Annotated in this window: 23 protein-coding genes; 8 read left to right on the forward strand and 15 right to left on the reverse strand. The window is 49.9% G+C overall.

From position 1 onward, the window contains the following. Positions 1-483 precede the first annotated feature (483 nt). A complete protein-coding gene (lrhA, locus tag A7098_RS07320; RefSeq protein WP_000622296.1) occupies positions 484-1,422 on the reverse strand; it encodes a transcriptional regulator LrhA in 939 nt (312 codons plus the stop codon). A 920-nt stretch (positions 1,423-2,342) separates the two neighbouring features. Here lrhA and alaA point away from each other — a divergent pair. Together alaA and yfbR are read left to right on the forward strand one after the other, a co-directional pair. Further along, complete coding sequence (alaA, locus tag A7098_RS07330) at positions 2,343-3,560, forward strand: alanine transaminase AlaA (protein WP_000074519.1); 1,218 nt, start codon at positions 2,343-2,345, stop codon at positions 3,558-3,560. 83 nt (positions 3,561-3,643) lie between these two features. Next, entirely contained in the window at positions 3,644-4,243 is a 600-nt protein-coding gene (gene yfbR, locus A7098_RS07335; protein ID WP_000813872.1) for a 5'-deoxynucleotidase, read from the forward strand. Between the two features lie 86 nt (positions 4,244-4,329). Here the strand turns inward: yfbR and A7098_RS07340 are convergent, their stop codons facing one another. The 4 genes from A7098_RS07340 to yfbV all read right to left on the reverse strand — a co-directional run bounded on the left by A7098_RS07340 (position 4,330) and on the right by yfbV (position 7,943). Further along, a complete protein-coding gene (locus A7098_RS07340; protein ID WP_001012872.1) occupies positions 4,330-6,162 on the reverse strand; it encodes an SLC13 family permease in 1,833 nt (610 codons plus the stop codon). Between the two features lie 86 nt (positions 6,163-6,248). Further along, positions 6,249-6,899, reverse strand: a complete 651-nt coding sequence (hxpA, locus tag A7098_RS07345; RefSeq protein ID WP_105280575.1) for a hexitol phosphatase HxpA — start codon at positions 6,897-6,899, stop codon at positions 6,249-6,251. Positions 6,900-6,909: 10 nt separating this feature from the next. After that, positions 6,910-7,404: a YfbU family protein gene (locus tag A7098_RS07350; protein ID WP_000426118.1), complete on the reverse strand. Its 495-nt coding sequence runs from the start codon at positions 7,402-7,404 to the stop codon at positions 6,910-6,912. An 83-nt stretch (positions 7,405-7,487) separates the two neighbouring features. Further along, positions 7,488-7,943: a terminus macrodomain insulation protein YfbV gene (gene yfbV / locus A7098_RS07355; RefSeq protein WP_000106629.1), complete on the reverse strand. Its 456-nt coding sequence runs from the start codon at positions 7,941-7,943 to the stop codon at positions 7,488-7,490. A gap of 337 nt (positions 7,944-8,280) precedes the next feature. Here yfbV and ackA point away from each other — a divergent pair, with 337 nt between their 5' ends. The 3 genes from ackA (at position 8,281) to yfcC (ending at position 13,415) form a co-directional block, all read left to right on the forward strand. Next, the gene (gene ackA, locus A7098_RS07360; protein WP_000095696.1) at positions 8,281-9,483 is read left to right on the forward strand and encodes an acetate kinase; all 1,203 of its coding nucleotides are present in this window, start codon (positions 8,281-8,283) and stop codon (positions 9,481-9,483) included. Between the two features lie 74 nt (positions 9,484-9,557). Then, on the forward strand, positions 9,558-11,705 hold the full coding sequence (gene pta, locus A7098_RS07365) for a phosphate acetyltransferase (protein WP_000086701.1): 2,148 nt from the start codon (positions 9,558-9,560) through the stop codon (positions 11,703-11,705). Between the two features lie 189 nt (positions 11,706-11,894). Next, a complete protein-coding gene (gene yfcC / locus A7098_RS07370; RefSeq protein ID WP_001274494.1) occupies positions 11,895-13,415 on the forward strand; it encodes a putative basic amino acid antiporter YfcC in 1,521 nt (506 codons plus the stop codon). Between the two features lie 32 nt (positions 13,416-13,447). On the opposite strand, the gene yfcD is transcribed toward yfcC, so the two are convergent. The 3 genes from yfcD to yfcF are packed head-to-tail and all read right to left on the reverse strand — an operon-like array spanning position 13,448 to position 15,300. Next, positions 13,448-13,990: an NUDIX hydrolase YfcD gene (yfcD, locus tag A7098_RS07375; RefSeq protein ID WP_000437935.1), complete on the reverse strand. Its 543-nt coding sequence runs from the start codon at positions 13,988-13,990 to the stop codon at positions 13,448-13,450. A 58-nt stretch (positions 13,991-14,048) separates the two neighbouring features. Further along, positions 14,049-14,600 carry a phosphodiesterase gene (gene yfcE, locus A7098_RS07380; protein ID WP_010346680.1) on the reverse strand — a complete coding sequence of 184 codons (552 nt, stop codon included), beginning with the start codon at positions 14,598-14,600 and terminating at the stop codon, positions 14,049-14,051. Positions 14,601-14,655: 55 nt separating this feature from the next. Then, positions 14,656-15,300, reverse strand: a complete 645-nt coding sequence (gene yfcF / locus A7098_RS07385; protein WP_105280576.1) for a glutathione transferase — start codon at positions 15,298-15,300, stop codon at positions 14,656-14,658. A 134-nt stretch (positions 15,301-15,434) separates the two neighbouring features. On the opposite strand from yfcF, the gene yfcG reads away from it, so the two are divergent. From yfcG to A7098_RS07400, 3 genes are read left to right on the forward strand one after another with little or no spacing between them, the layout of a single operon-like run. Further along, positions 15,435-16,082 carry a GSH-dependent disulfide bond oxidoreductase gene (gene yfcG, locus A7098_RS07390; RefSeq protein ID WP_000566493.1) on the forward strand — a complete coding sequence of 216 codons (648 nt, stop codon included), beginning with the start codon at positions 15,435-15,437 and terminating at the stop codon, positions 16,080-16,082. A 56-nt stretch (positions 16,083-16,138) separates the two neighbouring features. After that, entirely contained in the window at positions 16,139-16,501 is a 363-nt protein-coding gene (gene folX / locus A7098_RS07395) for a dihydroneopterin triphosphate 2'-epimerase (protein WP_000068453.1), read from the forward strand. Positions 16,502-16,521: 20 nt separating this feature from the next. Beyond that, the gene (locus A7098_RS07400) at positions 16,522-17,415 is read left to right on the forward strand and encodes a TIGR01777 family oxidoreductase (RefSeq protein ID WP_001028348.1); all 894 of its coding nucleotides are present in this window, start codon (positions 16,522-16,524) and stop codon (positions 17,413-17,415) included. A gap of 47 nt (positions 17,416-17,462) precedes the next feature. Here the strand turns inward: A7098_RS07400 and rpnB are convergent, their stop codons facing one another. From rpnB to ubiX, 7 genes are all read right to left on the reverse strand, one after another. Continuing rightward, entirely contained in the window at positions 17,463-18,353 is an 891-nt protein-coding gene (gene rpnB, locus A7098_RS07405; protein ID WP_000156119.1) for a recombination-promoting nuclease RpnB, read from the reverse strand. A 196-nt stretch (positions 18,354-18,549) separates the two neighbouring features. After that, positions 18,550-19,323 carry a histidine ABC transporter ATP-binding protein HisP gene (hisP, locus tag A7098_RS07410; RefSeq protein WP_105280577.1) on the reverse strand — a complete coding sequence of 258 codons (774 nt, stop codon included), beginning with the start codon at positions 19,321-19,323 and terminating at the stop codon, positions 18,550-18,552. A 7-nt stretch (positions 19,324-19,330) separates the two neighbouring features. Continuing rightward, positions 19,331-20,047, reverse strand: a complete 717-nt coding sequence (locus A7098_RS07415; RefSeq protein ID WP_000569947.1) for an ABC transporter permease — start codon at positions 20,045-20,047, stop codon at positions 19,331-19,333. Continuing rightward, positions 20,044-20,730, reverse strand: coding sequence for a histidine ABC transporter permease HisQ (gene hisQ / locus A7098_RS07420; RefSeq protein ID WP_020231474.1), 687 nt, complete (start codon positions 20,728-20,730; stop codon positions 20,044-20,046). The genes A7098_RS07415 and hisQ overlap by 4 nt, the downstream gene beginning before the upstream one ends. A gap of 89 nt (positions 20,731-20,819) precedes the next feature. After that, the gene (gene hisJ, locus A7098_RS07425; protein WP_000737617.1) at positions 20,820-21,602 is read right to left on the reverse strand and encodes a histidine ABC transporter substrate-binding protein HisJ; all 783 of its coding nucleotides are present in this window, start codon (positions 21,600-21,602) and stop codon (positions 20,820-20,822) included. Between the two features lie 220 nt (positions 21,603-21,822). Next, complete coding sequence (argT, locus tag A7098_RS07430) at positions 21,823-22,605, reverse strand: lysine/arginine/ornithine ABC transporter substrate-binding protein ArgT (RefSeq protein ID WP_000748236.1); 783 nt, start codon at positions 22,603-22,605, stop codon at positions 21,823-21,825. Between the two features lie 264 nt (positions 22,606-22,869). After that, positions 22,870-23,439, reverse strand: a complete 570-nt coding sequence (ubiX, locus tag A7098_RS07435) for a flavin prenyltransferase UbiX (protein WP_000825691.1) — start codon at positions 23,437-23,439, stop codon at positions 22,870-22,872. Positions 23,440-23,486: the final 47 nt, after the last annotated feature.

A 23,486-nucleotide genomic window follows, 5' to 3' on the forward strand; every position in this document is an offset into this window, starting at 1 on the left:
TCTATAACCTTTTGTCAACTTTAACAAAGGTTTCTTCACATTAATTTACATGATATCAACAACTTTTGCATTTAATGCCCTTTAGCCCCAGATTGTTGACAACTCCAGGAAAATTAGATGTTGTTGAATCGTGTCCGTTGTGAAGCAATGGAAAAAATACGGGTCTATTTTGACAGGAATTTGTGTCGATTCCTCCCCCCAAAAGAGAGTATTTTCTTGATCTGTGACACGCTTTTGTTAATCCATAACAAAAATACAGCAAAAATTTTACGCATTTTTTAACATCATTGTAGCAGGAGATTTTTTTCAGGCGATTTTTTGTTCGTCAGCGAGGAGAATGGCTGATGATTAAAAAATGAACGATTTTGTTCGTCGTGAGGAAAATTCTTAAGGATTTATTGTAAAAAAAGCCACTGACGTTTTATTCGTCACCAGTGGCTTATTTTTACAAACTTGTCATCAGAAATTGTTATTGCCGGACGATTATTCGTAATCCCCTTCTATCAACAGGGAATCGTCCCCCTCCTGGGTAGTCAGCGGGCTGTATTGCCATGGGTTGTGATAACTCTCCATCGCCTGGTATATCACCTGCGCCAACTCATTATTGCTGGATGGATCATAGCACAGCAAATATTCGGTATCTGGTAGTGGAGGTAAACCGTCTACCGCGCTCAAAACGCGCAGATCCGGACTCATCATCTCAACCGGTCTTGCCGTCACGCCAAGACCCGCTTTTACTGCAGCACGAACCGCCGGTAATGTGGAGGCAACATACGCCAGGCGCCATGGAATATCCGCTTTATTGAGCGTTGCCAGAACCATGTCACGGAACGGACTAGGATCATCCAGGAGCACAAGTGGGATCGGCTCGCCTTTTTGCAACACATATTCCGCAGCGCAATACCAGTGCGTAGGAGAAGTACGCAGGTTCAACGCCTTAAAGGTATCAGGACGATGAGTGGTAACCATTAAATCCACTTCCTGGGACTTCAGCATTTCTGCCATATAGGCATTGCGCTTAACGCGGACATCCAGCGCAAGTTTCGGATAAACCGAACTTACGCGATTAAGCAGGAAAGGTAAGATCGTATCAGCAGATTCATCTGAAGCACCGATAGTTAACACGCCCTGAAGATTACTGAACATCAATGATGAGCAAGCCTCATCATTAAAACGCAGGATTTTCCTGGCGTAACCAAGAAGCTGAATGCCATGTTCAGTTAACAGTTTGTTGCGACCATGCCGAGCGAACAGTTCTTTCCCAACGAGTTGTTCCAGACGTTGCATTTGCTGGCTAACAGCGGACTGAGTACGACACACAGCGGCAGCTGCAGCAGCAAAAGTGTTCAGATCGGCAACAGCAACAAATGTTCTCAGCAGATCGAGGTCGAGGTTAATTATCGGACGATTTGCACTTATCATATATTATCACTTACTGGCGGCTCATACTGAGCTGGTTAATGCTGTGCACACACAAACAAGCAATTCCATTTGTAATGTGCCTCCCTGGCAGTTTCATCCGGAACCCGGATGAAAGTAAAAATGCATATGAGTTGCACTAAAAATGTGGCTCACATTGTTCCGTTATAATGCCTGAAGTAGATCACAGAATATATCTTCAGGGATCGCATATCTATTAAGTTACTCACTCTTTTCTATTTATGACATGCGCGAGTTTGTGTAAATGTAAATGTTGCTCCCTGCTCCTCTCCCTCGCAGCAGCGCGGCTAATACGTATACGCGTACAAACAGCAAGGATGAGACCGCATCAAAAGCAGGTGTTCCGTCATTAAAGCAGGCATTTTACCCTAAAACCCTTTTATTTATAAGGGTCATTGCGAATTATCTGATGCAAAGTTATGTTATGTTAGGCAAAGTAATCTTCTATTATTAATATGCACAACAAAACCTTTTTGAATATTAAATAATAATTAATTAGCATCACCCGCATTCATTAATTCCTCTTAACAATAATTACCCCCGTCATCACCTATACGACACATCGGCAATCACTACTCGTTAATTTTTCACTTATAACGAAAATATCATCAACACTTTATGTTCGTGATTTCTTAAGCCGAAGAAATTTTACGCATTTATCTGCCAGACAAAAAAACCATACAGCGAATTAATATTCGGAATAAATCACTACAAAACATCGCTTATTAAGTATATGCATCTTATTATTTTGCGATAATTAAGTTATTAACAGCACAATTCCTCTTTCTCTGCTAGCAAAATCTTGTTCTGCAGAACTTCAAAACGCCGCCCTGGGAGAGTACATTGTTCTAAGCTGACTTCCACGGCAGGGAGTGGCGATAACAGCAAAAAGGTCAAGATTCATGTCCCCCATTGAAAAATCCAGCAAATTAGAGAATGTCTGTTACGACATCCGTGGTCCGGTGCTGAAAGAAGCAAAACGCCTGGAAGAAGAAGGTAACAAAGTACTGAAACTGAACATCGGCAATCCAGCGCCGTTCGGTTTTGACGCACCCGATGAGATCCTGGTTGACGTGATACGCAACCTCCCGACAGCTCAGGGCTATTGCGATTCCAAAGGCCTTTATTCCGCGCGTAAAGCCATCATGCAGCACTACCAGGCTCGTGGTATGCGTGATGTTACCGTGGAAGATATTTACATTGGCAATGGTGTATCAGAGCTTATCGTTCAGGCAATGCAGGCATTGCTGAACAGTGGGGACGAAATGTTGGTTCCTGCGCCTGATTACCCTCTATGGACAGCGGCAGTTTCGCTCTCCGGCGGTAAAGCAGTGCACTATCTTTGCGATGAATCCTCTGACTGGTTCCCGGATCTCGATGACATTCGCGCCAAAATTACGCCACGCACGCGCGGCATTGTTATTATCAACCCGAACAACCCAACCGGCGCAGTATATTCCAAAGAGCTTTTGATGGAGATTGTGGAGATTGCGCGTCAACATAATCTCATTATCTTCGCCGATGAAATTTACGACAAAATCCTCTATGACGACGCAGAGCATCACTCGATTGCGCCGTTAGCTCCTGACCTGCTGACCATTACCTTTAACGGGCTGTCGAAAACGTATCGCGTCGCTGGCTTCCGTCAGGGCTGGATGGTGCTGAACGGGCCGAAAAAACACGCCAAAGGCTACATCGAAGGTCTGGAAATGCTGGCCTCAATGCGACTGTGCGCCAACGTTCCCGCGCAACACGCAATACAAACCGCACTCGGCGGCTATCAGAGTATCAGCGAGTTTATCATGCCGGGTGGACGTCTTTACGAGCAGCGTAATCGCGCCTGGGAATTGATTAACGACATTCCAGGCGTTTCCTGCGTGAAGCCGCGCGGCGCACTGTACATGTTCCCGAAAATCGACGCCAAACGCTTTAATATTCACGACGATCAGAAGATGGTACTGGATTTCCTGTTACAGGAAAAAGTTCTGCTGGTACAAGGAACTGCATTTAACTGGCCGTGGCCGGATCACTTCCGCATTGTTACGCTTCCGCGTGTTGATGATATCGAACTGTCCTTGAGCAAGTTCGCTCGTTTCCTTTCCGGTTATCATCAGTTGTAATCTTAAATTCACTGCCGGAGATTGCATCCGGCAGTGTTATCCCTCCACAATGGCCTCAGGATGTCATCACTCGTAAGGTCACTATGAAACAGAGCCATTTTTTTGCCCACCTCTCCCGCCTGAAACTCATTAACCGCTGGCCGCTAATGCGCAACGTGCGGACGGAAAATGTGTCCGAACACAGTTTGCAGGTAGCGATGGTCGCCCATGCGCTGGCAGCCATCAAGAATCGCAAATTTGGCGGACAGGTGAATGCAGAACGCATCGCACTGCTGGCGATGTACCACGATGCCTCTGAAGTGCTCACTGGCGATCTTCCTACTCCGGTGAAATACTTCAACTCGCAAATCGCCCAGGAATATAAAGCCATTGAGAAAATCGCTCAGCAAAAACTTGTCGATATGGTTCCTGAGGAGTTGCGGGATATCTTTGCGCCTTTAATCGATGAGAATGCGTATAGCGATGAAGAAAAGTCACTGGTTAAACAGGCGGATGCGCTGTGTGCGTATCTGAAATGCCTTGAAGAACTCGCAGCCGGAAATAATGAATTTTTGCTGGCAAAAACGCGGCTGGAAGCGACGCTTGAAGCGCGCCGCAGCCAGGAGATGGACTACTTCATGGAAGTATTTGTTCCCAGCTTCCATCTTTCGCTCGATGAGATTAGCCAGGATTCACCGCTGTAAGCAGCCAGATACCAGCCGACACAGCCTGATAAGACGCGCCAGCGTCGCATCAGGCAATAAGCGACGGATGCGACATCAGGCTCTCGTCAAAATGGAAACAGCATCGGGATCATCACCACACAAACCGCCATCACGATAATGGTGAACGGTACACCCAGCTTCACAAAGTCACTGAAGCTGTAATTCCCCGGACCTAAAACCAGTGTGTTAACGGGCGAAGAAACTGGCGTCATAAAAGCGGCGGATGCAGCCATCGCCACGACCATTGCGAACGGATAAGGTGATACGCCCATTGTTTTTGCGGCAGCCAGCGCAATCGGAGCCATCAACACCGCCGTCGCGGTATTAGAGATAAATAACCCAATAACCGCCGACAAGACAAACAAACAGACCAGCATCATATGCGGTCCGTAACCGCCGCCGATGTCCATCAGTCCTTTTACCGCCAGCGCAACACCTCCGGTTTTCTGTAATGCTACAGCAAACGGCATCATCCCAACGATCAAAATAATGCTCGGCCAGTGAATGGATTTATAGGCGCTTTCGGCATCGATACAGCGGAATTTCCCCATTAGCAGGCAGGCAATGATAGCGGCAACAGGGTTAGGAATTTCATCGGTTAGCATTAAGGCCACCATCAACACCAGACAAAAAATGGCATGGGGTGCCTGGCTGTGTGCGGGCGATGCCTCACTCACTTCTTCCGGTAAATTCAGCGCCACAAAATCGCGCCCCTGTTTTGCCAGCATACCGATCAGTTTCCAGTTACCGACCACCAGAATGATATCGCCCAGCAGCAGAGGCTCATCCGCCAGCGAACCTTCCAGCGCCACGCCATTGCGTTTCAGCCCCACGACATTCAGCCCGTAGCGAGTACGAAAGCCAATTTCGCGCACCGATTTACCAATAAGCTCTGACTCAGGAATTAATGAAATCTCCGCCATGCCGACATCAAGAGCCTGATCGGAAAAATACTCACCGCGCAAAACCATCGGCTCCAGCAATTGCTCACTGCAAAATTGCCGGAGATCGACATCAGCCGCTGACATATCGATAAGCAAAACGTCACGCGCACGAAATTCAGAAACCCCGTTCACATTCACAATAACACGACGAAAACGACGCCAGCGTTCAACACCAATGACATTTGCGCCATAGCGTTCACGCAATTTAAGGTCGTCCAGTCGTTGCCCAATCATCGGCGAACCGGGGCGAATAGCCAGACGGCGCGCACGTCCGGTAAGACGGTATTCACGAATAAGATCGCGGAAGGTGCGACGCGTCCAGCCTTCGCGCTGCGGGGTCTGGGAATCCCCTTTCAGCATAAAACGCATCACCAGCATGTATAAGATGCCGAGTACCAATACGACCAGGCCGATAGGCGTTACGCTAAAGAAACTAAACCCGTGATAACCTTCGCGTAGCAGTTCACTGTTCACCACCAGGTTAGGCGGCGTCGCTACCAGCGTCATCATGCCGCTAATCAACCCGGCAAAACTCAGCGGCATCATCAGGCGCGACGGCGACGTTTGCATACGCATGGCAACGCTTAACACCACGGGAATAAAGATAGCGACGACGCCAGTTGAACTCATAAATGCGCCAAGACCCGCAACAGTTAACATCAGTAAAACCAGCATTTTGATTTCACTGTTGCCTGCTACTTTAACCAGCCATGTCCCCATCGCGGTTGCAACGCCGGTACGGACTAAACCATCACCAATAATAAACAGGGCGGCGATCAGCACAACGTTGGGATCGGAAAAGCCGGAAAAAACTTCGGGAACCGTCAGCGTTCCGCTTAATGCAAACGCGACAATAACAAACAAAGCGACCGCATCCATACGCACTCTGCCTGTAGCGAACAGGACTATGGCAACGGCCAGTAATGAGAGAACCCAGATCAATTCACCGTTCACAACTTATCCTTGTTAATTGAGGGGGATGGCTTGATTCTGCCACAAAAAAGCCCCGACGAGACGGGGCTAAATCATGATTAGGTGTTTCACGAAATAATAACATCGCCATTTGGCTGTTTGGTCACAGTAATTTGCTCCAGACTATGGAGAACCAAATCTACCTCATTCAGACGTGGAGTGTCTGCCGGGGCATTAACCGCAATAACATGGCATCCCGCCGCCAGTCCTGAAAGCACACCTGCGGGAGCATCTTCCACCACCACGCATTCGTGTGGTGCAAGCCCCAGCAGTTGCGCGCCTAACAGATATGCATCAGGCTCTGGTTTTCCACGTTTCACCCGCTCCGCAGTAACAAATACTTCCGGTGCGGGAAGTTCGGCTATTTTGTGGCGGGCTCGTGCAACTGGCATAGAACCAGAAGTGACAATTGCCCATGGAATACCCGCTTTATTCAAATGATTGAGCAAAGCTATCGCCCCAGGTAGTGCGGAGATCCCTTCGGTTTCCGTAGCCTCGATTTGCTCCAGACGCGTAAACTCTGCAGCAATTTCCGCCTCCGATTTCCCCACCATAAAATGGTGCAGAGACGTTATTGCCTGTTTACCGTGAATAAAAGCCAGCACTTCTTCCGGCGTTAATCCATGGCGTCTCGCCCAGTTGCTCCACGCCCGCTCTACCGCAGGCAGGGAGTCCACCAGCGTACCATCAAGATCAAACAGAAAACCTTTGCACCGCACGCTAGCCTCCTCAGGCATTAATGATTTGATTAATTTCGTTAGTGCTCAGATGATACTGACGCGGGCAAGAATGCCAGACGTTCAACATGCGTTGATATTTCTCCCACATTGGCGTCTGAGCATTAAATCCGTGAGTCCCGGCATCAAAATGGGTGTAACGCCCTTCAACATTAACCATAAAGCGTACATAACCGAGATAACGCGCTTCAGTAGCGGCGTCGAAGCCGAGGAAGGTGACACGGCGTTCATCGATAGCTTGTTGATCCTGTAAATTAGACCAGGAAACATGCAGTGCGTGATACATCTCCATAATGTCGATGATAGTGCGGCAAGTTTCTTCTTTCAGCTCGCCAAACTCACGATCCAGTTCGCGCATCTGCAATCCATAACCACGCTCAATGATTGTTTGCAGGCGACGGTAACGTTCAGCATTTGCCGGATCGAGCATAGTCATCATTTTGTACTGGTTAGACAAAATAAGACGTTGCGCGTTGGTCATTTCCATTGTTGACTCCTGTATCACTTTACTACGGTGAAAAAAAAGAAGGCCGATGTCTGCCTTCTTTTATATGCGTAATCAGGGGTCAATTACAAATCATCAAGGAAAGTTTTATCCAGTTGTTTGAAGGCGCGCTTAAGCGTGTCAGCTAATGCCTGATAGTCAGGCTTGCCTTCTACGGGTGCTAATGCTTGCCCGGCCTCCTGCAATTTACCACGAACCTCATAAAACCAACTCAGGATCGCCGGCGGTAATGGCGTAACAGAACGTTTGCCCAGCCACCACAGCCCCTGCATCGGCAAACTCAGGGCGAACAGCGCAGTAGCAACAGCCGGCCCAAGCTGACCGCCTAGCGCAATTTGCCAGCAGAGAGTGAACACAGCAATCGGCGGCATAAAACGAATCGCATAGCGCGTCATCTTGATGACGCGATTTTCAACAAAGACCGGGGCAAGGCGTTTTTCCAGCGGCCACGTCTTTGAGTAATGCTGTCCCCGGCGAAACAAGCTAAAAAAATTAACAGAACGATTATCCGGCGTTGACATGCTTCACCTCAACTTCACATATAAAGATTCAAAAATTTGTGCAAATTCACAACTCAGCGGGACAACGTTCAAAACATTTTGTCTTCCATACCCACTATCAGGTATCCTTTAGCAGCCTGAAGGCCTAAGTAGTACATATTCATTGAGTCGTCAAATTCATATACATTATGCCATTGGCTGAAAATTACGCAAAATGGCATAGACTCAAGATATTTATTCCATCATGCAAAAAAAATTTGCAGTGCATGATGTTAATCATAAATGTCGGTGTCATCATGCGCTACGCTCTATGGCTCCCTGACGTTTTTTTAGCCACGTATCAATTATAGGTACTTCCATGTCGAGTAAGTTAGTACTGGTTCTGAACTGCGGTAGTTCTTCACTGAAATTTGCAATCATCGATGCTGTAAATGGTGAAGAGTACCTTTCTGGTTTAGCCGAATGTTTCCACCTGCCCGAAGCACGCATCAAATGGAAAATGGACGGCAATAAACAAGAAGCGGCTTTAGGTGCAGGCGCCGCTCACAGCGAAGCGCTCAACTTTATCGTTAATAATATTCTGGCACAAAAACCAGAACTTTCTGCGCAGCTGACCGCTATCGGTCACCGTATCGTACACGGCGGCGAGAAGTATACCAGCTCCGTAGTGATCGATGAGTCTGTTATTCAGGGTATCAAAGATGCGGCTTCTTTTGCACCGCTGCACAACCCGGCTCACCTGATCGGTATCGAAGAAGCTCTGAAATCTTTCCCGCAGCTGAAAGACAAAAACGTTGCTGTATTTGACACTGCGTTCCACCAGACTATGCCGGAAGAGTCTTACCTCTACGCCCTGCCGTACAACCTGTACAAAGAGCACGGCATCCGTCGTTACGGCGCGCACGGCACCAGCCACTTCTATGTAACCCAGGAAGCGGCAAAAATGCTGAACAAACCGGTAGAAGAGCTGAACATCATCACCTGCCACCTGGGCAACGGTGGTTCCGTTTCTGCTATCCGCAACGGTAAATGCGTTGACACCTCTATGGGTCTGACCCCGCTGGAAGGTCTGGTAATGGGTACTCGCTCTGGCGATATCGACCCGGCTATCATCTTCCACCTGCACGACACCCTGGGCATGAGCGTTGACGCAATCAACAAAATGCTGACCAAAGAGTCTGGCCTGCTGGGCCTGACCGAAGTCACCAGCGACTGCCGCTATGTCGAAGACAACTACGCGACTAAAGAAGACGCGAAGCGCGCAATGGACGTTTACTGCCACCGTCTGGCGAAATACATCGGTGCATACACTGCACTGATGGATGGCCGTCTGGACGCTGTTGTATTCACCGGTGGTATCGGTGAAAATGCCGCGATGGTTCGTGAACTGTCTCTGGGCAAACTGGGCGTGCTGGGCTTTGAAGTTGATCATGAACGCAACCTGGCTGCACGTTTCGGCAAATCTGGTTTCATCAACAAAGAAGGCACCCGCCCTGCTGTTGTGATCCCAACCAACGAAGAGCTGGTTATCGCGCAAGACGCCTGCCGCCTGACCGCCTGATTCCACACCGCCAGCCCTGCTGGCGGTGCTGTTTTGTAACCCGCCAAACCGGCGGTAACGAAAGAGGATAAACCGTGTCCCGTATTATTATGCTGATCCCTACCGGAACCAGCGTCGGTCTGACCAGCGTCAGTCTTGGCGTGATCCGTGCAATGGAACGCAAAGGCGTTCGTCTGAGCGTTTTCAAACCTATCGCTCAGCCGCGTACCGGTGGCGATGCGCCCGATCAGACAACGACTATTGTGCGTGCGAATTCTTCCACCACGACAGCCGCTGAACCGCTGAAAATGAGTTACGTTGAAGGTCTGCTTTCCAGCAATAAAAAAGATGTGCTGATGGAAGAGATCGTCGCGAACTACCACGCTAACACCAAAGACGCTGAAGTGGTTCTGGTTGAAGGTCTGGTCCCGACACGTAAGCACCAATTTGCCCAGTCTCTGAACTACGAAATCGCTAAAACGCTGAACGCGGAAATCGTCTTCGTTATGTCTCAGGGCACTGACACCCCGGAACAGCTGAAAGAGCGTATCGAACTGACCCGCAACAGCTTCGGCGGTGCCAAAAACACCAACATCACCGGCGTTATCGTTAACAAACTGAATGCACCGGTTGATGAACAGGGTCGTACTCGCCCGGATCTGTCCGAGATTTTCGACGACTCTTCCAAAGCTAAAGTCAACAATGTTGATCCGGCGAAGCTGCAAGAATCCAGCCCGCTGCCGGTTCTCGGCGCTGTGCCGTGGAGCTTTGATCTGATCGCAACCCGTGCGATCGATATGGCGCGTCACCTGAATGCGACCATCATCAACGAAGGCGACATCAACACTCGCCGCGTTAAATCCGTCACTTTCTGCGCACGCAGCATTCCGCACATGCTGGAGCACTTCCGTGCTGGTTCTCTGCTGGTGACTTCCGCAGACCGTCCTGACGTGCTGGTTGCCGCTTGCCTGGCTGCAATGAACGGCGTAGAGATCGGTGCCCTGCTGCTGACTGGCGGCTACGAAATGGACGCGCGCATTTCTAAACTGTGCGAACGTGCTTTCGCTACCGGCCTGCCGGTATTTATGGTGAACACCAACACCTGGCAGACTTCTCTGAGCCTGCAGAGCTTCAACCTGGAAGTTCCGGTTGACGATCACGAGCGTATCGAGAAAGTTCAGGAATATGTTGCTAACTACATCAACGCTGACTGGATCGATTCTCTGACAGCCACTTCCGAGCGCAGCCGTCGTCTGTCTCCGCCGGCGTTCCGTTATCAGCTGACCGAACTGGCGCGTAAAGCGGGCAAACGTATCGTTCTGCCGGAAGGCGACGAACCGCGTACGGTTAAAGCAGCCGCTATCTGTGCTGAACGTGGTATCGCAACTTGCGTACTGCTGGGTAACCCGGCAGAGATCAACCGCGTTGCCGCGTCTCAGGGCGTAGAACTGGGCGCAGGAATTGAAATCGTTGATCCAGAAGTGGTTCGCGAAAGCTATGTTGCTCGTCTGGTCGAGCTGCGTAAGAACAAAGGCATGACCGAAACCGTTGCCCGCGAACAGCTGGAAGACAACGTGGTTCTCGGTACGCTGATGCTGGAACAGGATGAAGTTGATGGTCTGGTTTCCGGTGCTGTCCACACCACCGCAAACACCATCCGTCCGCCACTGCAGCTGATCAAAACTGCACCGGGCAGCTCTCTGGTATCTTCCGTGTTCTTCATGCTGCTGCCGGAACAGGTTTACGTTTACGGTGACTGTGCGATCAACCCGGATCCGACCGCAGAACAGCTGGCAGAAATTGCGATTCAGTCCGCAGATTCCGCCGCTGCCTTCGGTATCGAACCGCGTGTTGCTATGCTCTCCTACTCCACCGGTACTTCTGGTGCAGGTAGCGACGTAGAAAAAGTTCGCGAAGCAACTCGTCTGGCGCAGGAAAAACGTCCTGACCTGATGATCGACGGTCCGCTGCAGTACGACGCTGCGGTAATGGCTGACGTTGCGAAATCTAAAGCACCGAACTCTCCGGTTGCAGGTCGCGCTACCGTGTTCATCTTCCCGGATCTGAACACCGGTAACACCACCTACAAAGCGGTACAGCGTTCTGCCGACCTGATCTCCATCGGGCCGATGCTGCAGGGTATGCGCAAGCCGGTTAACGACCTGTCCCGTGGCGCTCTGGTTGACGACATCGTCTACACCATCGCGCTGACTGCGATTCAGTCTGCACAGCAGCAGCAGTAATCTCGTCATCATCCGCAGCCTTGCGCTGCGGATATCTGAACCGGAAATAGTCACTATTTCCGGTTTTTTATTCTCTTAATTTGCATTACTCCTTTCTGATTATCTTGCTTAACTGCGCTGCATCAATGAATTGCGCCATATCACTTTGCATACTTACCACTTTGTCTTGTGCAAGGGAAAATTTGCGCTATGTCCGCAATAACTGAATCCAAACCAACCAGAAGATGGGCAATGCCCGATACGCTGGTGATTATCTTTTTTGTCGCTATTTTAACCAGCCTCGCCACATGGGTTGTTCCGGTGGGGATGTTTGACAGTCAGGAAGTGCAGTACCAGGTTGATGGTCAGACGAAAACACGCAAAGTCGTAGACCCTCACTCATTTCGCATTCTGACCAACGAGGCCGGCGAACCTGAGTATCATCGCGTACAACTGTTCACGACCGGAGATGAACGTCCAGGCCTGATGAACTTCCCGTTTGAAGGGTTAACCTCCGGATCGAAATACGGGACAGCCGTTGGCATCATCATGTTTATGCTGGTGATTGGCGGTGCATTTGGCATCGTGATGCGTACAGGAACCATTGATAACGGCATCCTGGCGCTTATCCGCCATACACGAGGGAATGAAATTCTCTTTATTCCGGCGCTGTTTATTCTCTTTTCGCTCGGTGGTGCGGTGTTCGGCATGGGGGAAGAGGCCGTCGCCTTTGCCATCATCATTGCCCCGCTAATGGTACGACTGGGTTATGACAGTATTACTACCGTCCTGGTGACCTATATCGCCACGCAAATCGGTTTTGCCAGCTCGTGGATGAACCCGTTCTGCGTGGTTGTCGCCCAGGGGATTGCTGGCGTTCCGGTGCTTTCCGGCTCCGGCCTGCGCATTGTAGTGTGGGTTATCGCGACTCTGATTGGCCTGATCTTTACCATGGTTTATGCCTCACGAGTGAAAAAGAATCCTCTTCTGTCACGCGTGCATGAGTCCGACCGCTTCTTTCGTGAAAAGCAGGCTGATGTTGAACAACGTCCATTTACCTTTGGTGACTGGCTGGTATTGATTGTCCTGACCGCCGTGATGGTCTGGGTAATTTGGGGCGTGATCGTTAATGCATGGTTTATTCCAGAAATCGCCAGCCAGTTCTTCACTATGGGGCTGGTGATTGGCATCATCGGCGTTGTCTTCCGTCTTAACGGCATGACGGTAAATACCATGGCTTCATCCTTTACCGAAGGCGCGCGAATGATGATCGCCCCTGCCCTGCTGGTAGGTTTCGCCAAAGGGATTTTGCTGCTGGTGGGTAACGGTGAAGCTGGTGAGGCCAGCGTGCTGAATACTATCCTCAACAGCATTGCCAATGCCATTAGCGGTCTGGATAACGCGGTCGCGGCCTGGTTTATGTTGCTCTTCCAGGCGGTATTTAATTTCTTCGTGACATCCGGTTCTGGTCAGGCTGCGCTAACCATGCCATTACTGGCACCGCTTGGCGATCTGGTCGGTGTTAACCGCCAGGTTACCGTGCTGGCATTCCAGTTCGGCGATGGCTTCAGTCACATCATTTACCCGACCTCGGCGTCGTTAATGGCCACGCTCGGTGTTTGCCGGGTGGACTTCCGTAACTGGGTGAAAGTGGGTGCGACACTGCTTGGACTGCTGTTTATTATGTCCAGCGTGGTGGTGATAGGCGCTCAGTTAATGGGCTACCATTAAAAATGTTAAGAGCCGCAATTGCGGCTCTTTTTTCATTCTGCCGTTTCAGTCTCTACGGCTTCATTTTTGGCATTGCGCTTCATCCACAACGCCAGTGCTTTCAGCGAGTCTGGAGTAAACTCATCGCAACGTGCGGTGATTTCTTCCGGCGTTAGCCAGCAAACTTCACTGACTTCATCTTCCTGGAGGGCGAATGGACCGTGAGAGACACAACTGAACAGCGCGCCCCAGACACGGCAATTTTTATCTTCGAAATAGAACTGCCCGTGCTCGGCAAAGGGGACACCGGCAATGCCCAACTCTTCTTCCGCTTCGCGACGTGCGGATTCCAGCAGTTGCTCATCGGCCTGGACCACACCACCAGCGGTCGCATCTAACATGCCGGGTAAAAAGTCTTTTGTCTCGGTACGACGCTGCACAAGAATTTTGCCCATGCCATCATGCACGACAATATAAGTTGCACGATGACGCAGACACTGTGCCCGCATTTGTTCCCGGCTGGCTTGTGCAATGACTTCGTTCTCTTCATTGACAATATCCACCCATTCAGTACTTGCCAAACGACGCTGTTCCATTATCAGGAAACCTTCTTTTTCTGGCGCTCTTACGGCGCATTTTGAGTTGTGGAGTAAATTACGGATTAATCGCGATCTGCGCAATGATACTTTGATCATTGAGTGCGATTACGCTTAGTACGTCATCATCCAACATGCCATAGCTCGCCGGATAACCGCCTTTCGGGATGCTTACCGAACCGGGGTTAAAGTGGAAGATTTCACCCCGCTGTTCCGCCACTGGTAGATGGGTATGACCGTACACCAACACGTCGTTCTGGTTTAAAGTCGGCAGATTATCCGGGCCAAACAGATGACCATGCGTCAGAAACAGACGTTGTTTTTCCAGTAATACCTGTTGCCACGGTGCGGTTATCGGGAAGTGCAGCAGCATCTGATCCACTTCGCTATCGCAGTTGCCGCGCACGGCGATAACTTTATGCGCCACCTCATTCAGCCGTTCGGCTACTTTGGCTGGCGCATACCCTTCAGGCAGGGCGTTTCTCGGGCCATGATTCAGCACGTCGCCAAGAATCACCAGCCACTGAGCTCCGCTCTGGGCAAACAAATCCAGAACACGTTCCGTCGCCGGTAACGACCCATGAATGTCCGATGCAAACATCAGTTTCATCACTCACTCCTCGTCGAAAAAACGTAAGCTATGATACTGGATTCTATCGCCTCTATCAGCCAGATTGCTTCGCCGAAAGTGCAATAAAACGCTGAACTGAAGCCCTCTGCCACTGGAATGCTGCATAATCCACCAGACGTTCCGGCACCTCATCACCCTGTAATACCAGGCGGTTAATCATTAACGCCAAATCAGTATCCGCAATACACCACTCACCAAACAGATTCGGCTGGTTATGTGCCAGTAAATGTTCTGCCATCGCGAACAGTTTCTCTACACTGGCTTTTCCCTCCGCCGTTAGTGGCGCTTTTTTCGCACCAGCAAAGACAACATCCGTCGAACGTTCTTCGCGGATGGGCATCAGATCGCTGCGTAACCAGGCCTGAATCTGCCGTGCTCGCGCCCGCTTTTGCAAATCAAGCGGATAAATGCGCTCCCAGGTCGGCGGCGCAAAACGATCCTCCAGATATTCTGCAATGGCAGAGGATTCACTCAACTCAAAATCATCAATTTGTAACAACGGCACGCGCCGTGTCTGTCCGTAACCTTGCCACGTCGGCCGCAAATGTTCACCGCTGTCGAGGTTGATGGTTTTTATATGAAAAGGCAGGCCTTTCTCCTGCAACGCCACCCAGGCGGATAACACATAAGGGGAGAAAAAATGGGCATCTGACCACAGCGTGATAGCAGGTTTACTCATTATGTCCTCAGCGATAAATGGGCTTGCTATCAAACTATAGAGCCTTTTTGTCACGGTGACTTGATGAAAACTTACACAAGTCGCTGCGCTTTCTATACTTGATGTGTTCAGATTATTAGATAACCGGAGCTGCAATGATCGATCTCTATTTCGCCCCAACGCCGAATGGTCACAAAATTACGTTGTTTCTCGAAGAGGCGGGACTGGATTATCGCTTAATCAAAGTTGACCTCGGTAAAGGTGGTCAGTTTCGCCCGGAATTTTTGCGCATTTCGCCCAACAATAAAATTCCGGCGATTGTTGATCATGCCCCGACTGACGGCGGAGAACCATTAAGCCTCTTTGAATCAGGTGCGATTTTGTTGTATCTGGCGGAAAAAACAGGGCTATTTTTAGGTCATCAACCGCGTGAGCGCGCCACTACATTACAGTGGTTATTCTGGCAGGTTGGAGGCCTGGGGCCGATGCTCGGGCAAAATCACCATTTTAATCATGCAGCGCCACAGACTATTCCCTATGCAATTGAGCGTTATCAGGTTGAAACTCAGCGTCTGTATCATGTATTGAATAAGCGCCTGGAAAACTCGCCCTGGCTGGGCGGTGAAAACTACAGCATTGCAGATATTGCCTGTTGGCCGTGGGTTAATGCCTGGACTCGCCAGCGAATTGAACTCGCAATGTATCCGGCAGTAAAAAACTGGTATGAACGAATCCGCTCACGTCCTGCTACCGGGCAGGCGCTACTAAAAGCACAAGTAAATGATGAGATTTCGAATAGTTAACAGAACCTGGTTCTCGTGTATTATTTAATCCTAAATAAAACAACGGAGAACCTGCAATGGCACAACCTGCCGCGATTATTCGGATAAAGAACCTTCGTTTACGAACGTTTATTGGCATTAAGGACGAAGAGATTAACAACCGTCAGGATATTGTTATCAATGTGACGATCCACTACCCCGCCGATAAAGCGCGAACCAGTGAAGATATCAACGATGCGCTGAATTATCGCACCGTAACGAAAAACATTATTCAGCATGTAGAGAATAACCGTTTCTCTTTGCTGGAAAAATTAACTCAGGATGTGCTCGATATCGCACGTGAACATCACTGGGTGACGTATGCTGAAGTGGAGATCGATAAACTGCACGCGCTGCGCTACGCGGATTCGGTATCCATGACCTTACGCTGGCAGCGTTAACCGCCATATCGGGAGGCTGCATGAACATAGTGATCACTGGAGGTACGGGATTAATTGGTCGTCATTTAATCCCACGTTTGTTGGAACTGGGCCATCAGGTCACGGTTGTAACACGTAACCCGCAGAAAGCCAGCTCAGTTCTCGGCTCCCAGGTGACACTATGGCAAGAGCTTGCCGATCAAAGCAACCTCAACGGCGTTGATGCGGTGATCAATCTGGCCGGTGAACCAATAGCCGATAAACGCTGGACTCGCGAGCAAAAAGATCGCCTCTGCCAAAGCCGCTGGAATATAACGCAAAAACTGGTGGATTTGATTAACGCCAGCGACACGCCGCCGTCAGTGCTCATTTCCGGCTCGGCGGCGGGATATTATGGTGACTTAGGTGAAGTCGTGGTCACCGAAGAAGAACCGCCACATAACGAATTTACCCATAAACTCTGCGCCCGTTGGGAGGAAATTGCCTGTCGGGCGCAAAGCGACAAAACACGAGTGTGCCTGCTGCGTACCGGCGTAGTACTGGCTTCGGATGGCGGTATCCTCGGTAAAATGCTGCCTCCGTTTCGCCTTGGCCTGGGCGGTCCGATTGGCTCCGGTCGGCAGTATCTGGCCTGGATTCATATTGATGATATGGTCAACGGTATTCTCTGGCTGCTGGATAACGATCTGCGCGGGCCATTTAATATGGTCTCGCCATATCCGGTACACAATGAACAATTTGCCCATGCGCTTGGTCATGCGCTGCATCGCCCGGCGATTTTGCGCGTCCCTGCCACAGCTATTCGCTTGCTGATGGGGGAATCATCGGTTCTGGTCTTGGGCGGACAACGTGCGTTGCCAAAACGGCTGGAAGAAGCGGGTTTTGCGTTTCGCTGGTACGATTTAGAAGAGGCGCTGGCGGATGTCGTTCGCTGATGTGGTTTACTGCAAACATCCGCCAGTTAACTCCCGGCGTTACAGGATTAGTGGCTTTGCGCGATAAGATCGTCTGGCGAAAGTCGGGTCAGCGTCAGGATGACTTCGTGGTCAAATCCTTTTTCCAGCATCTCCTGAGCAATACGCAGAGCTTCTTCGTGTTTGCCCTGCATTGCACCTTCTTCACGTAATCTGTCAGCAATGGTCATCAGTTTCTCCTTTTCTTGTGGTGCACGTTCCGCTATCTCACCAATAAATGCTCGGAAACGCTGGGCATCCCCTGTTTGTAATACGTAATTAAACAGAGCTTTTAGCTGTCTGTCATTAGTGTTCCCTGTAACTAGCAGCGAAACAATTTGATCGACTAATCCCAACAGATCGCGCTGACGGATATGTTTCTGAATTAATTCCAACAACGCCATTTTGCGATGTTGCATAATCTCGTCATCCGGCACTACGGTAATATCCACCAGCGGAAAAGCCGATGAATAAATTTTGCGGGCTATAGCTGGCTCCGCAAATTCATCAAGCCAGCAGAGAGAATAAGGGTAAGGACTCCTGCAACCATGATAAAACAGCATCGGGATCACCAACGGAAGCTCTTTATAGCCCGCATCAAGATGGTTTTGCATTGCCGCGATGGAATAGCGCATCATGCGAAAAGCCATTAATTCTTCTGGCTTACTTTGGTGCTCTATCACTACATAAATATAGCCCGCGCCCTCCTGCGTTTTCACAGACCACAAGAGGTCGGAATAATATTGCCGCAGGTCTTCATCAATAAAACTGTTGGGTTCCAGTTTGAGCGTCGTTAAATCACACAGTTTGCGCAGCGGTGCGGGAAGATGAATATCAATAAAATCCCGCGCGGTGTCTGGATGGCGTAAAAAAGATTTAAATACCGCATCATGCGGCGTGGAAGTTGTCGATATTGTCATGGCGTTCCGTCACCCCTCAAATTTAAGATGACGTGACAATACCCATCCTTAATAGCTAATGCAGCAGGCAGTTTTTATCTTTGGACAGCGAATTCAGAAGTATTTTTAGCGGACTGCAACTTTTACATTTCAGCGGAAGCTGACTCGCAAATTTCCCCTGAAAATACTCCGGCAGCATTAGCCACCGGAGAGGTAATTATTTCAGCGAACCTTTAAGGAACTGTTGCAGACGCGGACTTTGCGGGTTGCCGAATAACTGTTCTGGCGCCCCTTCTTCTTCAATTTTCCCTTGATGAAGAAAAATTACATGCGTGGAGACGTGGCGGGCAAAGCCCATTTCGTGGGTCACTACAACCATCGTTTTTCCCTCTTCTGCGAGCTGCTGCATAATACGCAACACTTCGCCTACCAGTTCAGGATCGAGCGCCGAGGTAGGTTCATCAAACAGCAGAACCTCCGGTTCCATTGCCAGCGCCCTTGCGATGGAAACACGCTGTTGCTGACCGCCGGAAAGATGCACCGGGTATTTCCCCTGCGCACGTTCGTCTATCCCGACTTTTGCCAGATACTTCACCGCCCGCTCGCGCGCTACCTGCTTGCTCAGGCCCAACACCTGAATCGGCGCTTCCATGACGTTTTCCAGTACCGTCATATGGCTCCAGAGATTGAAGTGCTGGAATACCATCGTCAGGCGTGTGCGCAGTAAGCGCAGCTGATTTTTATCGGCGACTTTGAGTTGACCGTCTTTGTCGCGCACCAGATTGATCGTCTGGCCATTGACCACGATCGATCCTTCACTCGGTTTTTCGAGGAAGTTAATGCAGCGCAGAAAGGTACTTTTCCCCGATCCCGACGATCCGATGATGCTTATTACATCTCCGGCATTCGCTTGCAGTGAGACCCCTTTCAGCACTTCGTGTTCGCCATAGCGTTTGTGCAAATCGATAACGTTTAATTTATTCTCGGACATCGTATTCTCAGTGCGTTGAAGAAGGTTTCACATGCTGCAACCAGCGTTTTTCCGCTTTACGGAACAGGCTTATCAGGACATAAGAGATAATTAAATAGAGCACAGCGGCAATGCCGAAGGCGGTAAATGGTTGATACGTAGCGGCGTTGATATCGCGGGCAATTTTCAGCAGATCCGGCACTGTGGCGGTAAAAGCCAGCGCAGTAGAATGCAACATCAGGATCACTTCGTTGCTGTAGGCCGGTAACGCAATACGCAGCGCCGATGGCAAAATAATGCAGCGATACATTTTAAAGCTTGAGAAACCGTAGGCTCTGGCGGCTTCGATTTCCCCGTGCGGCACCGAACGGATCGCCCCGGCAAAAATCTCAGTGGTGTAAGCACAGGTGTTGAGCGTCAGCGCCAGCACGGTACAGTTCAGGCCACTGCGGAAAAAGGCATTAAGGAACTCGGTGCCCTTAACAATCTCCAGCGTGTACATGCCAGAATAGAACACCAGCAGCTGAACATACAGCGGCGTACCGCGAAAAATATAGGTAAATAACCAGATTGGAAACTGGATGTATTTATTACTTGAGACGCGACCAATCGCCAGAAACAGCGCCAGAATTCCGCCTATCACTACCGACAAAATCAGCAGCCACAGGGTGATCGCCACGCCGGTAAAACGATAACCATCGGTCCACAGCAGTGGTTTCCAGTATTCATGTAAGATTTCGATCACAGGTCAGCCCTCTTCACACCCACGGAATAGCGGCGCTCAAGGAACAGCAGCACACCATTGGAAACGGTGGTGAAAACCAGATAAATCACGCCACAGACGATGGCGAAATAGAACGGTTCCCAGGTACTTTTTCCTGCCAACTGCGTGGCTTTGACCACATCTTCCAGGCCGAGTAACGAAACCAGGGCTGTAGATTTGAGGATTACCTGCCAGTTGTTACCAATCCCCGGCAGGGCATAACGCATCATCGCCGGAAACATGATCCGCCGAAACACTTGCCCACGAGTAAAACCGAACGCCGTTGCCGCCTCAATATGCCCTTTCGGCACTGCAATAAACGCGCCACGGAACGTTTCGGTAAAATAAGCACCGTAGATAAAACCGAGAGTGATAATGCCGGCGACCATCGGGTCGATATCAATCTGCCCGACGCCCATCGCCTCCGTCACCGTGTTTAACGCAATCTGCAAACCATAGAAAATCAGCAGCATCAACACCAAGTCCGGCACGCCACGAATCAGCGTGGTGTATCCTTCGAAAATCAGCCCCGAAAGCCGATTTTGCGAGAGCTTACCGCCAGCGCCAATTAAACCGATGATTACAGCGAGCACTACAGAGCTGATAGCCAGCTCCAGCGTGACGAGCGCACCCTGTAAAATAACACCTGAAAACCCATACAACATGCTGCCTGTCCTGTTATGTGTGGTGAATTACCGCCTCTTGTCTCCCTCCGGTTACCCGAAGGGAGCGGACTTTCTTTCACCGATGGTGATTAACCACCATAAACATCAAAATCGAAGTACTTTTTCGCCAGTTTCTCGTAAGTACCGTCAGCGCGCATTTCGGCAAAGGCTTTGTTCAGTGCCTCGCGCAGTTCGTTATCTTCTTTACGCAGACCCATGCCGGTGCCTACGCCAAACAGTTTTTCATCTTTAACAGACGGGCCACCGAATTTGTAATCTTTACCGACGGGTTGTTTGAGAAAACCTTCGCTGGCGGCGACCTCATCCTGGAACGCGGCATCAATACGTCCGGCAGTCAGATCAGAATAAATGTTGTCCTGCCCCTGATAAGAGACGATTTCAATGCCTTTGGGCGCCCAGTGTTCATTACCAAATGTCTCCTGGGTGGTGCCCTGCAATACGCCTACCCGCTTGCCTTTCAGCAACTCGACTGTCGGCTGAATGTCGGAATTTTTCGCCACCACCAGACGAGAATCGGCAGCGTACAGTTTGTCGGTGAAGGCAATTTCTTGCTGACGTTTTTCCGTAATGGAAAGCGATGACATGATGGCGTCAATCTTCTTCGCTTTTAAGGACGGGATTAACGCATCCAGCGGGTTTTCGACAAACGTACATTGCGTATTGATGCGCTTGCACAACTCCTTCGCCAGATCGATATCGAAGCCAACCAGTTCGCCTTGTGAATTTTTTGATTCAAATGGCGCATAGGTCGGGTCGGTACCGATGCGGATGTTTTGCGGGATCGCAGCAAACGCTGCAGTTGCGCTGGAGAAGGCCAGAACCAGAGAGAGCGATAGCACCAGTTTTTTCATAATGTCCTCAACTGACAGTCTTTTTATAGGGAATATTTACAGGTTTGTTACACTTATCGTGCCATAAAATTGACCATCAAGGCAAAATATCCCGCCCTGTTAGACGTATTATTTTCCATTAAAAATGCTTAAGTATGCATTTTAATGCACCACGATAGTGCAACAAACCTGGCGTGCACCATGATGATCATTCCATCAGGTACAGCTTCCCTGCGACATATCAGTCACCGTAGACATTAAAGTCGAAATACTTTTTCGCCATCTTGTCGTAAGTGCCGTCCTGACGCAGTTCGCCAAGCGCCTTATCAAAAGCGGCTTTCAGTTCGGCATCATCTTTACGTAGCCCTACGCCTGTACCATCACCGAAGTATTTTTTGTCTTTCACTGATGAGCCAGCAAAGGCGAACTCTTTACCGGCAGGTTGCTTGAGGAATCCTTCGCTGGCCGCGACTTCGTCCTGCAAAGCAGCATCCAGACGGCCTGCATCCAGATCGGAATAGACCAAATCCTGGTTAGCATAGGCCACCACATCGACGCCTTTACTACGCCAGTTATCATTGGCATACGCTTCCTGGGTGGAGCCTTGCAGCACGCCAACATGTTTACCTTTCAGTGAATCCAGCGTCGGCTGGATCGGCGAACCTTTGGCGGCAATCAAACGAGAATCTGCGGCGTACAACTTGTCAGAGAAGGCAATCTCCTGCTGACGTTTATCAGTAATGGAGAGCGACGAAATAATGGCGTCGATTTTTTTCGCTTTCAGTGAGGGGATCAGCGCATCAAAGTCACTGGCAACCCAGGTACATTTCACCTGCATCCGTTTGCACATCTCGTTACCGAGATCGATATCAAAGCCAACAAAGTCACCTTTGGCATCTTTCGATGAGAACGGTGCATAGGTGGTATCCGTTCCGATACGTACCGTCTCCGGTAGCGCCGCATAGCTGGAGGCCGCTGCGGAAATACCGACTAACAAAGACAGAGCGAGAATCGACTTCTTCATACATAACCCTCAAGTGAAATGGCTTTTTTATGTTGTGTATTGTGTTGTGTGTTTGCAGGCTCTTTCATGCAGGTCTTATGCCATCTTGACGGCAACATTAACATTCAACGTTAAATATGTTAATAAGACGTTGCACTATTGTCCTAAAGTTGAAGATAGCAGGTATGGCGGTTGAATCGCAGCGTTTCGATTGAATGGCAGGAACAAAATGTCGAGGATTTGATCGCGGTTGCAAAATTGCCCTGAAACAGGGCAACAGCGGAATTATGCGCCCTGCCAGCGGGCAAAGAGATCTTCAGGAAGGGTTATCGCAAACTGGTCAAGAACACGGTTAACCGTCTGATTTATCACATCATCAAGGGATTGCGGGCGATGATAAAACGCCGGAACGGGAGGCATAATCACCGCACCGATTTCTGCCGCCTGAGTCATTAAACGCAGGTGGCCTAAGTGCAACGGAGTTTCACGCACGCAGAGCACCAACGGACGACGCTCTTTCAGCACCACATCTGCCGCACGGGTCAGTAAGCCATCAGTATAGCTATGGACAATACCGGACAGTGTTTTGATTGAACAGGGTAAAATCACCATCCCCAGTGTCTGGAAAGAACCGGAAGAGATGCTGGCGGCAATATCGCGCGCATCGTGCGTGACATCGGCTAATGCCTGCACTTCGCGCAGGGAAAAATCCGTTTCGAGGGATAAGGTCTGGCGTGCCGCCTGGCTCATCACCAGATGTGTTTCAACGTCTGCGACATCGCGCAGAACCTGTAATAAGCGCACGCCATAAATCGCGCCGCTGGCACCGCTGATGCCCACAATGAGTCGTTTCATAAATAGTTGCCCTGTCAGACTTGCAGGCAGACTTTGCAGGATTTCGG

The organism is Escherichia sp. MOD1-EC7011 (genome assembly GCF_002965005.1).
Lineage (GTDB): Bacteria > Pseudomonadota > Gammaproteobacteria > Enterobacterales > Enterobacteriaceae > Escherichia > Escherichia ruysiae.

What these genes read in the sequence shown, in the direction of transcription:
- hisJ (WP_000737617.1), bottom strand. Translation starts at nt 21,602, where the DNA reads ATGAAAAAACTGGTGCTATCGCTCTCTCTGGTTCTGGCCTTCTCCAGC.
- yfcE (WP_010346680.1), bottom strand. Translation starts at nt 14,600, where the DNA reads ATGAAACTGATGTTTGCATCGGACATTCATGGGTCGTTACCGGCGACG.
- hisP (WP_105280577.1), bottom strand. Translation starts at nt 19,323, where the DNA reads ATGTCCGAGAATAAATTAAACGTTATCGATTTGCACAAACGCTATGGC.
- yfcD (WP_000437935.1), bottom strand. Translation starts at nt 13,990, where the DNA reads ATGGAACAGCGTCGTTTGGCAAGTACTGAATGGGTGGATATTGTCAAT.
- lrhA (WP_000622296.1), bottom strand. Translation starts at nt 1,422, where the DNA reads ATGATAAGTGCAAATCGTCCGATAATTAACCTCGACCTCGATCTGCTG.
- alaA (WP_000074519.1), top strand. Translation starts at nt 2,343, where the DNA reads ATGTCCCCCATTGAAAAATCCAGCAAATTAGAGAATGTCTGTTACGAC.
- folX (WP_000068453.1), top strand. Translation starts at nt 16,139, where the DNA reads ATGGCACAACCTGCCGCGATTATTCGGATAAAGAACCTTCGTTTACGA.
- yfcG (WP_000566493.1), top strand. Translation starts at nt 15,435, where the DNA reads ATGATCGATCTCTATTTCGCCCCAACGCCGAATGGTCACAAAATTACG.
- yfbV (WP_000106629.1), bottom strand. Translation starts at nt 7,943, where the DNA reads ATGTCAACGCCGGATAATCGTTCTGTTAATTTTTTTAGCTTGTTTCGC.
- yfbR (WP_000813872.1), top strand. Translation starts at nt 3,644, where the DNA reads ATGAAACAGAGCCATTTTTTTGCCCACCTCTCCCGCCTGAAACTCATT.
- yfcC (WP_001274494.1), top strand. Translation starts at nt 11,895, where the DNA reads ATGTCCGCAATAACTGAATCCAAACCAACCAGAAGATGGGCAATGCCC.
- yfcF (WP_105280576.1), bottom strand. Translation starts at nt 15,300, where the DNA reads ATGAGTAAACCTGCTATCACGCTGTGGTCAGATGCCCATTTTTTCTCC.
- A7098_RS07350 (WP_000426118.1), bottom strand. Translation starts at nt 7,404, where the DNA reads ATGGAAATGACCAACGCGCAACGTCTTATTTTGTCTAACCAGTACAAA.
- hisQ (WP_020231474.1), bottom strand. Translation starts at nt 20,730, where the DNA reads ATGTTGTATGGGTTTTCAGGTGTTATTTTACAGGGTGCGCTCGTCACG.
- argT (WP_000748236.1), bottom strand. Translation starts at nt 22,605, where the DNA reads ATGAAGAAGTCGATTCTCGCTCTGTCTTTGTTAGTCGGTATTTCCGCA.
- ackA (WP_000095696.1), top strand. Translation starts at nt 8,281, where the DNA reads ATGTCGAGTAAGTTAGTACTGGTTCTGAACTGCGGTAGTTCTTCACTG.
- rpnB (WP_000156119.1), bottom strand. Translation starts at nt 18,353, where the DNA reads ATGACAATATCGACAACTTCCACGCCGCATGATGCGGTATTTAAATCT.
- ubiX (WP_000825691.1), bottom strand. Translation starts at nt 23,439, where the DNA reads ATGAAACGACTCATTGTGGGCATCAGCGGTGCCAGCGGCGCGATTTAT.
- A7098_RS07400 (WP_001028348.1), top strand. Translation starts at nt 16,522, where the DNA reads ATGAACATAGTGATCACTGGAGGTACGGGATTAATTGGTCGTCATTTA.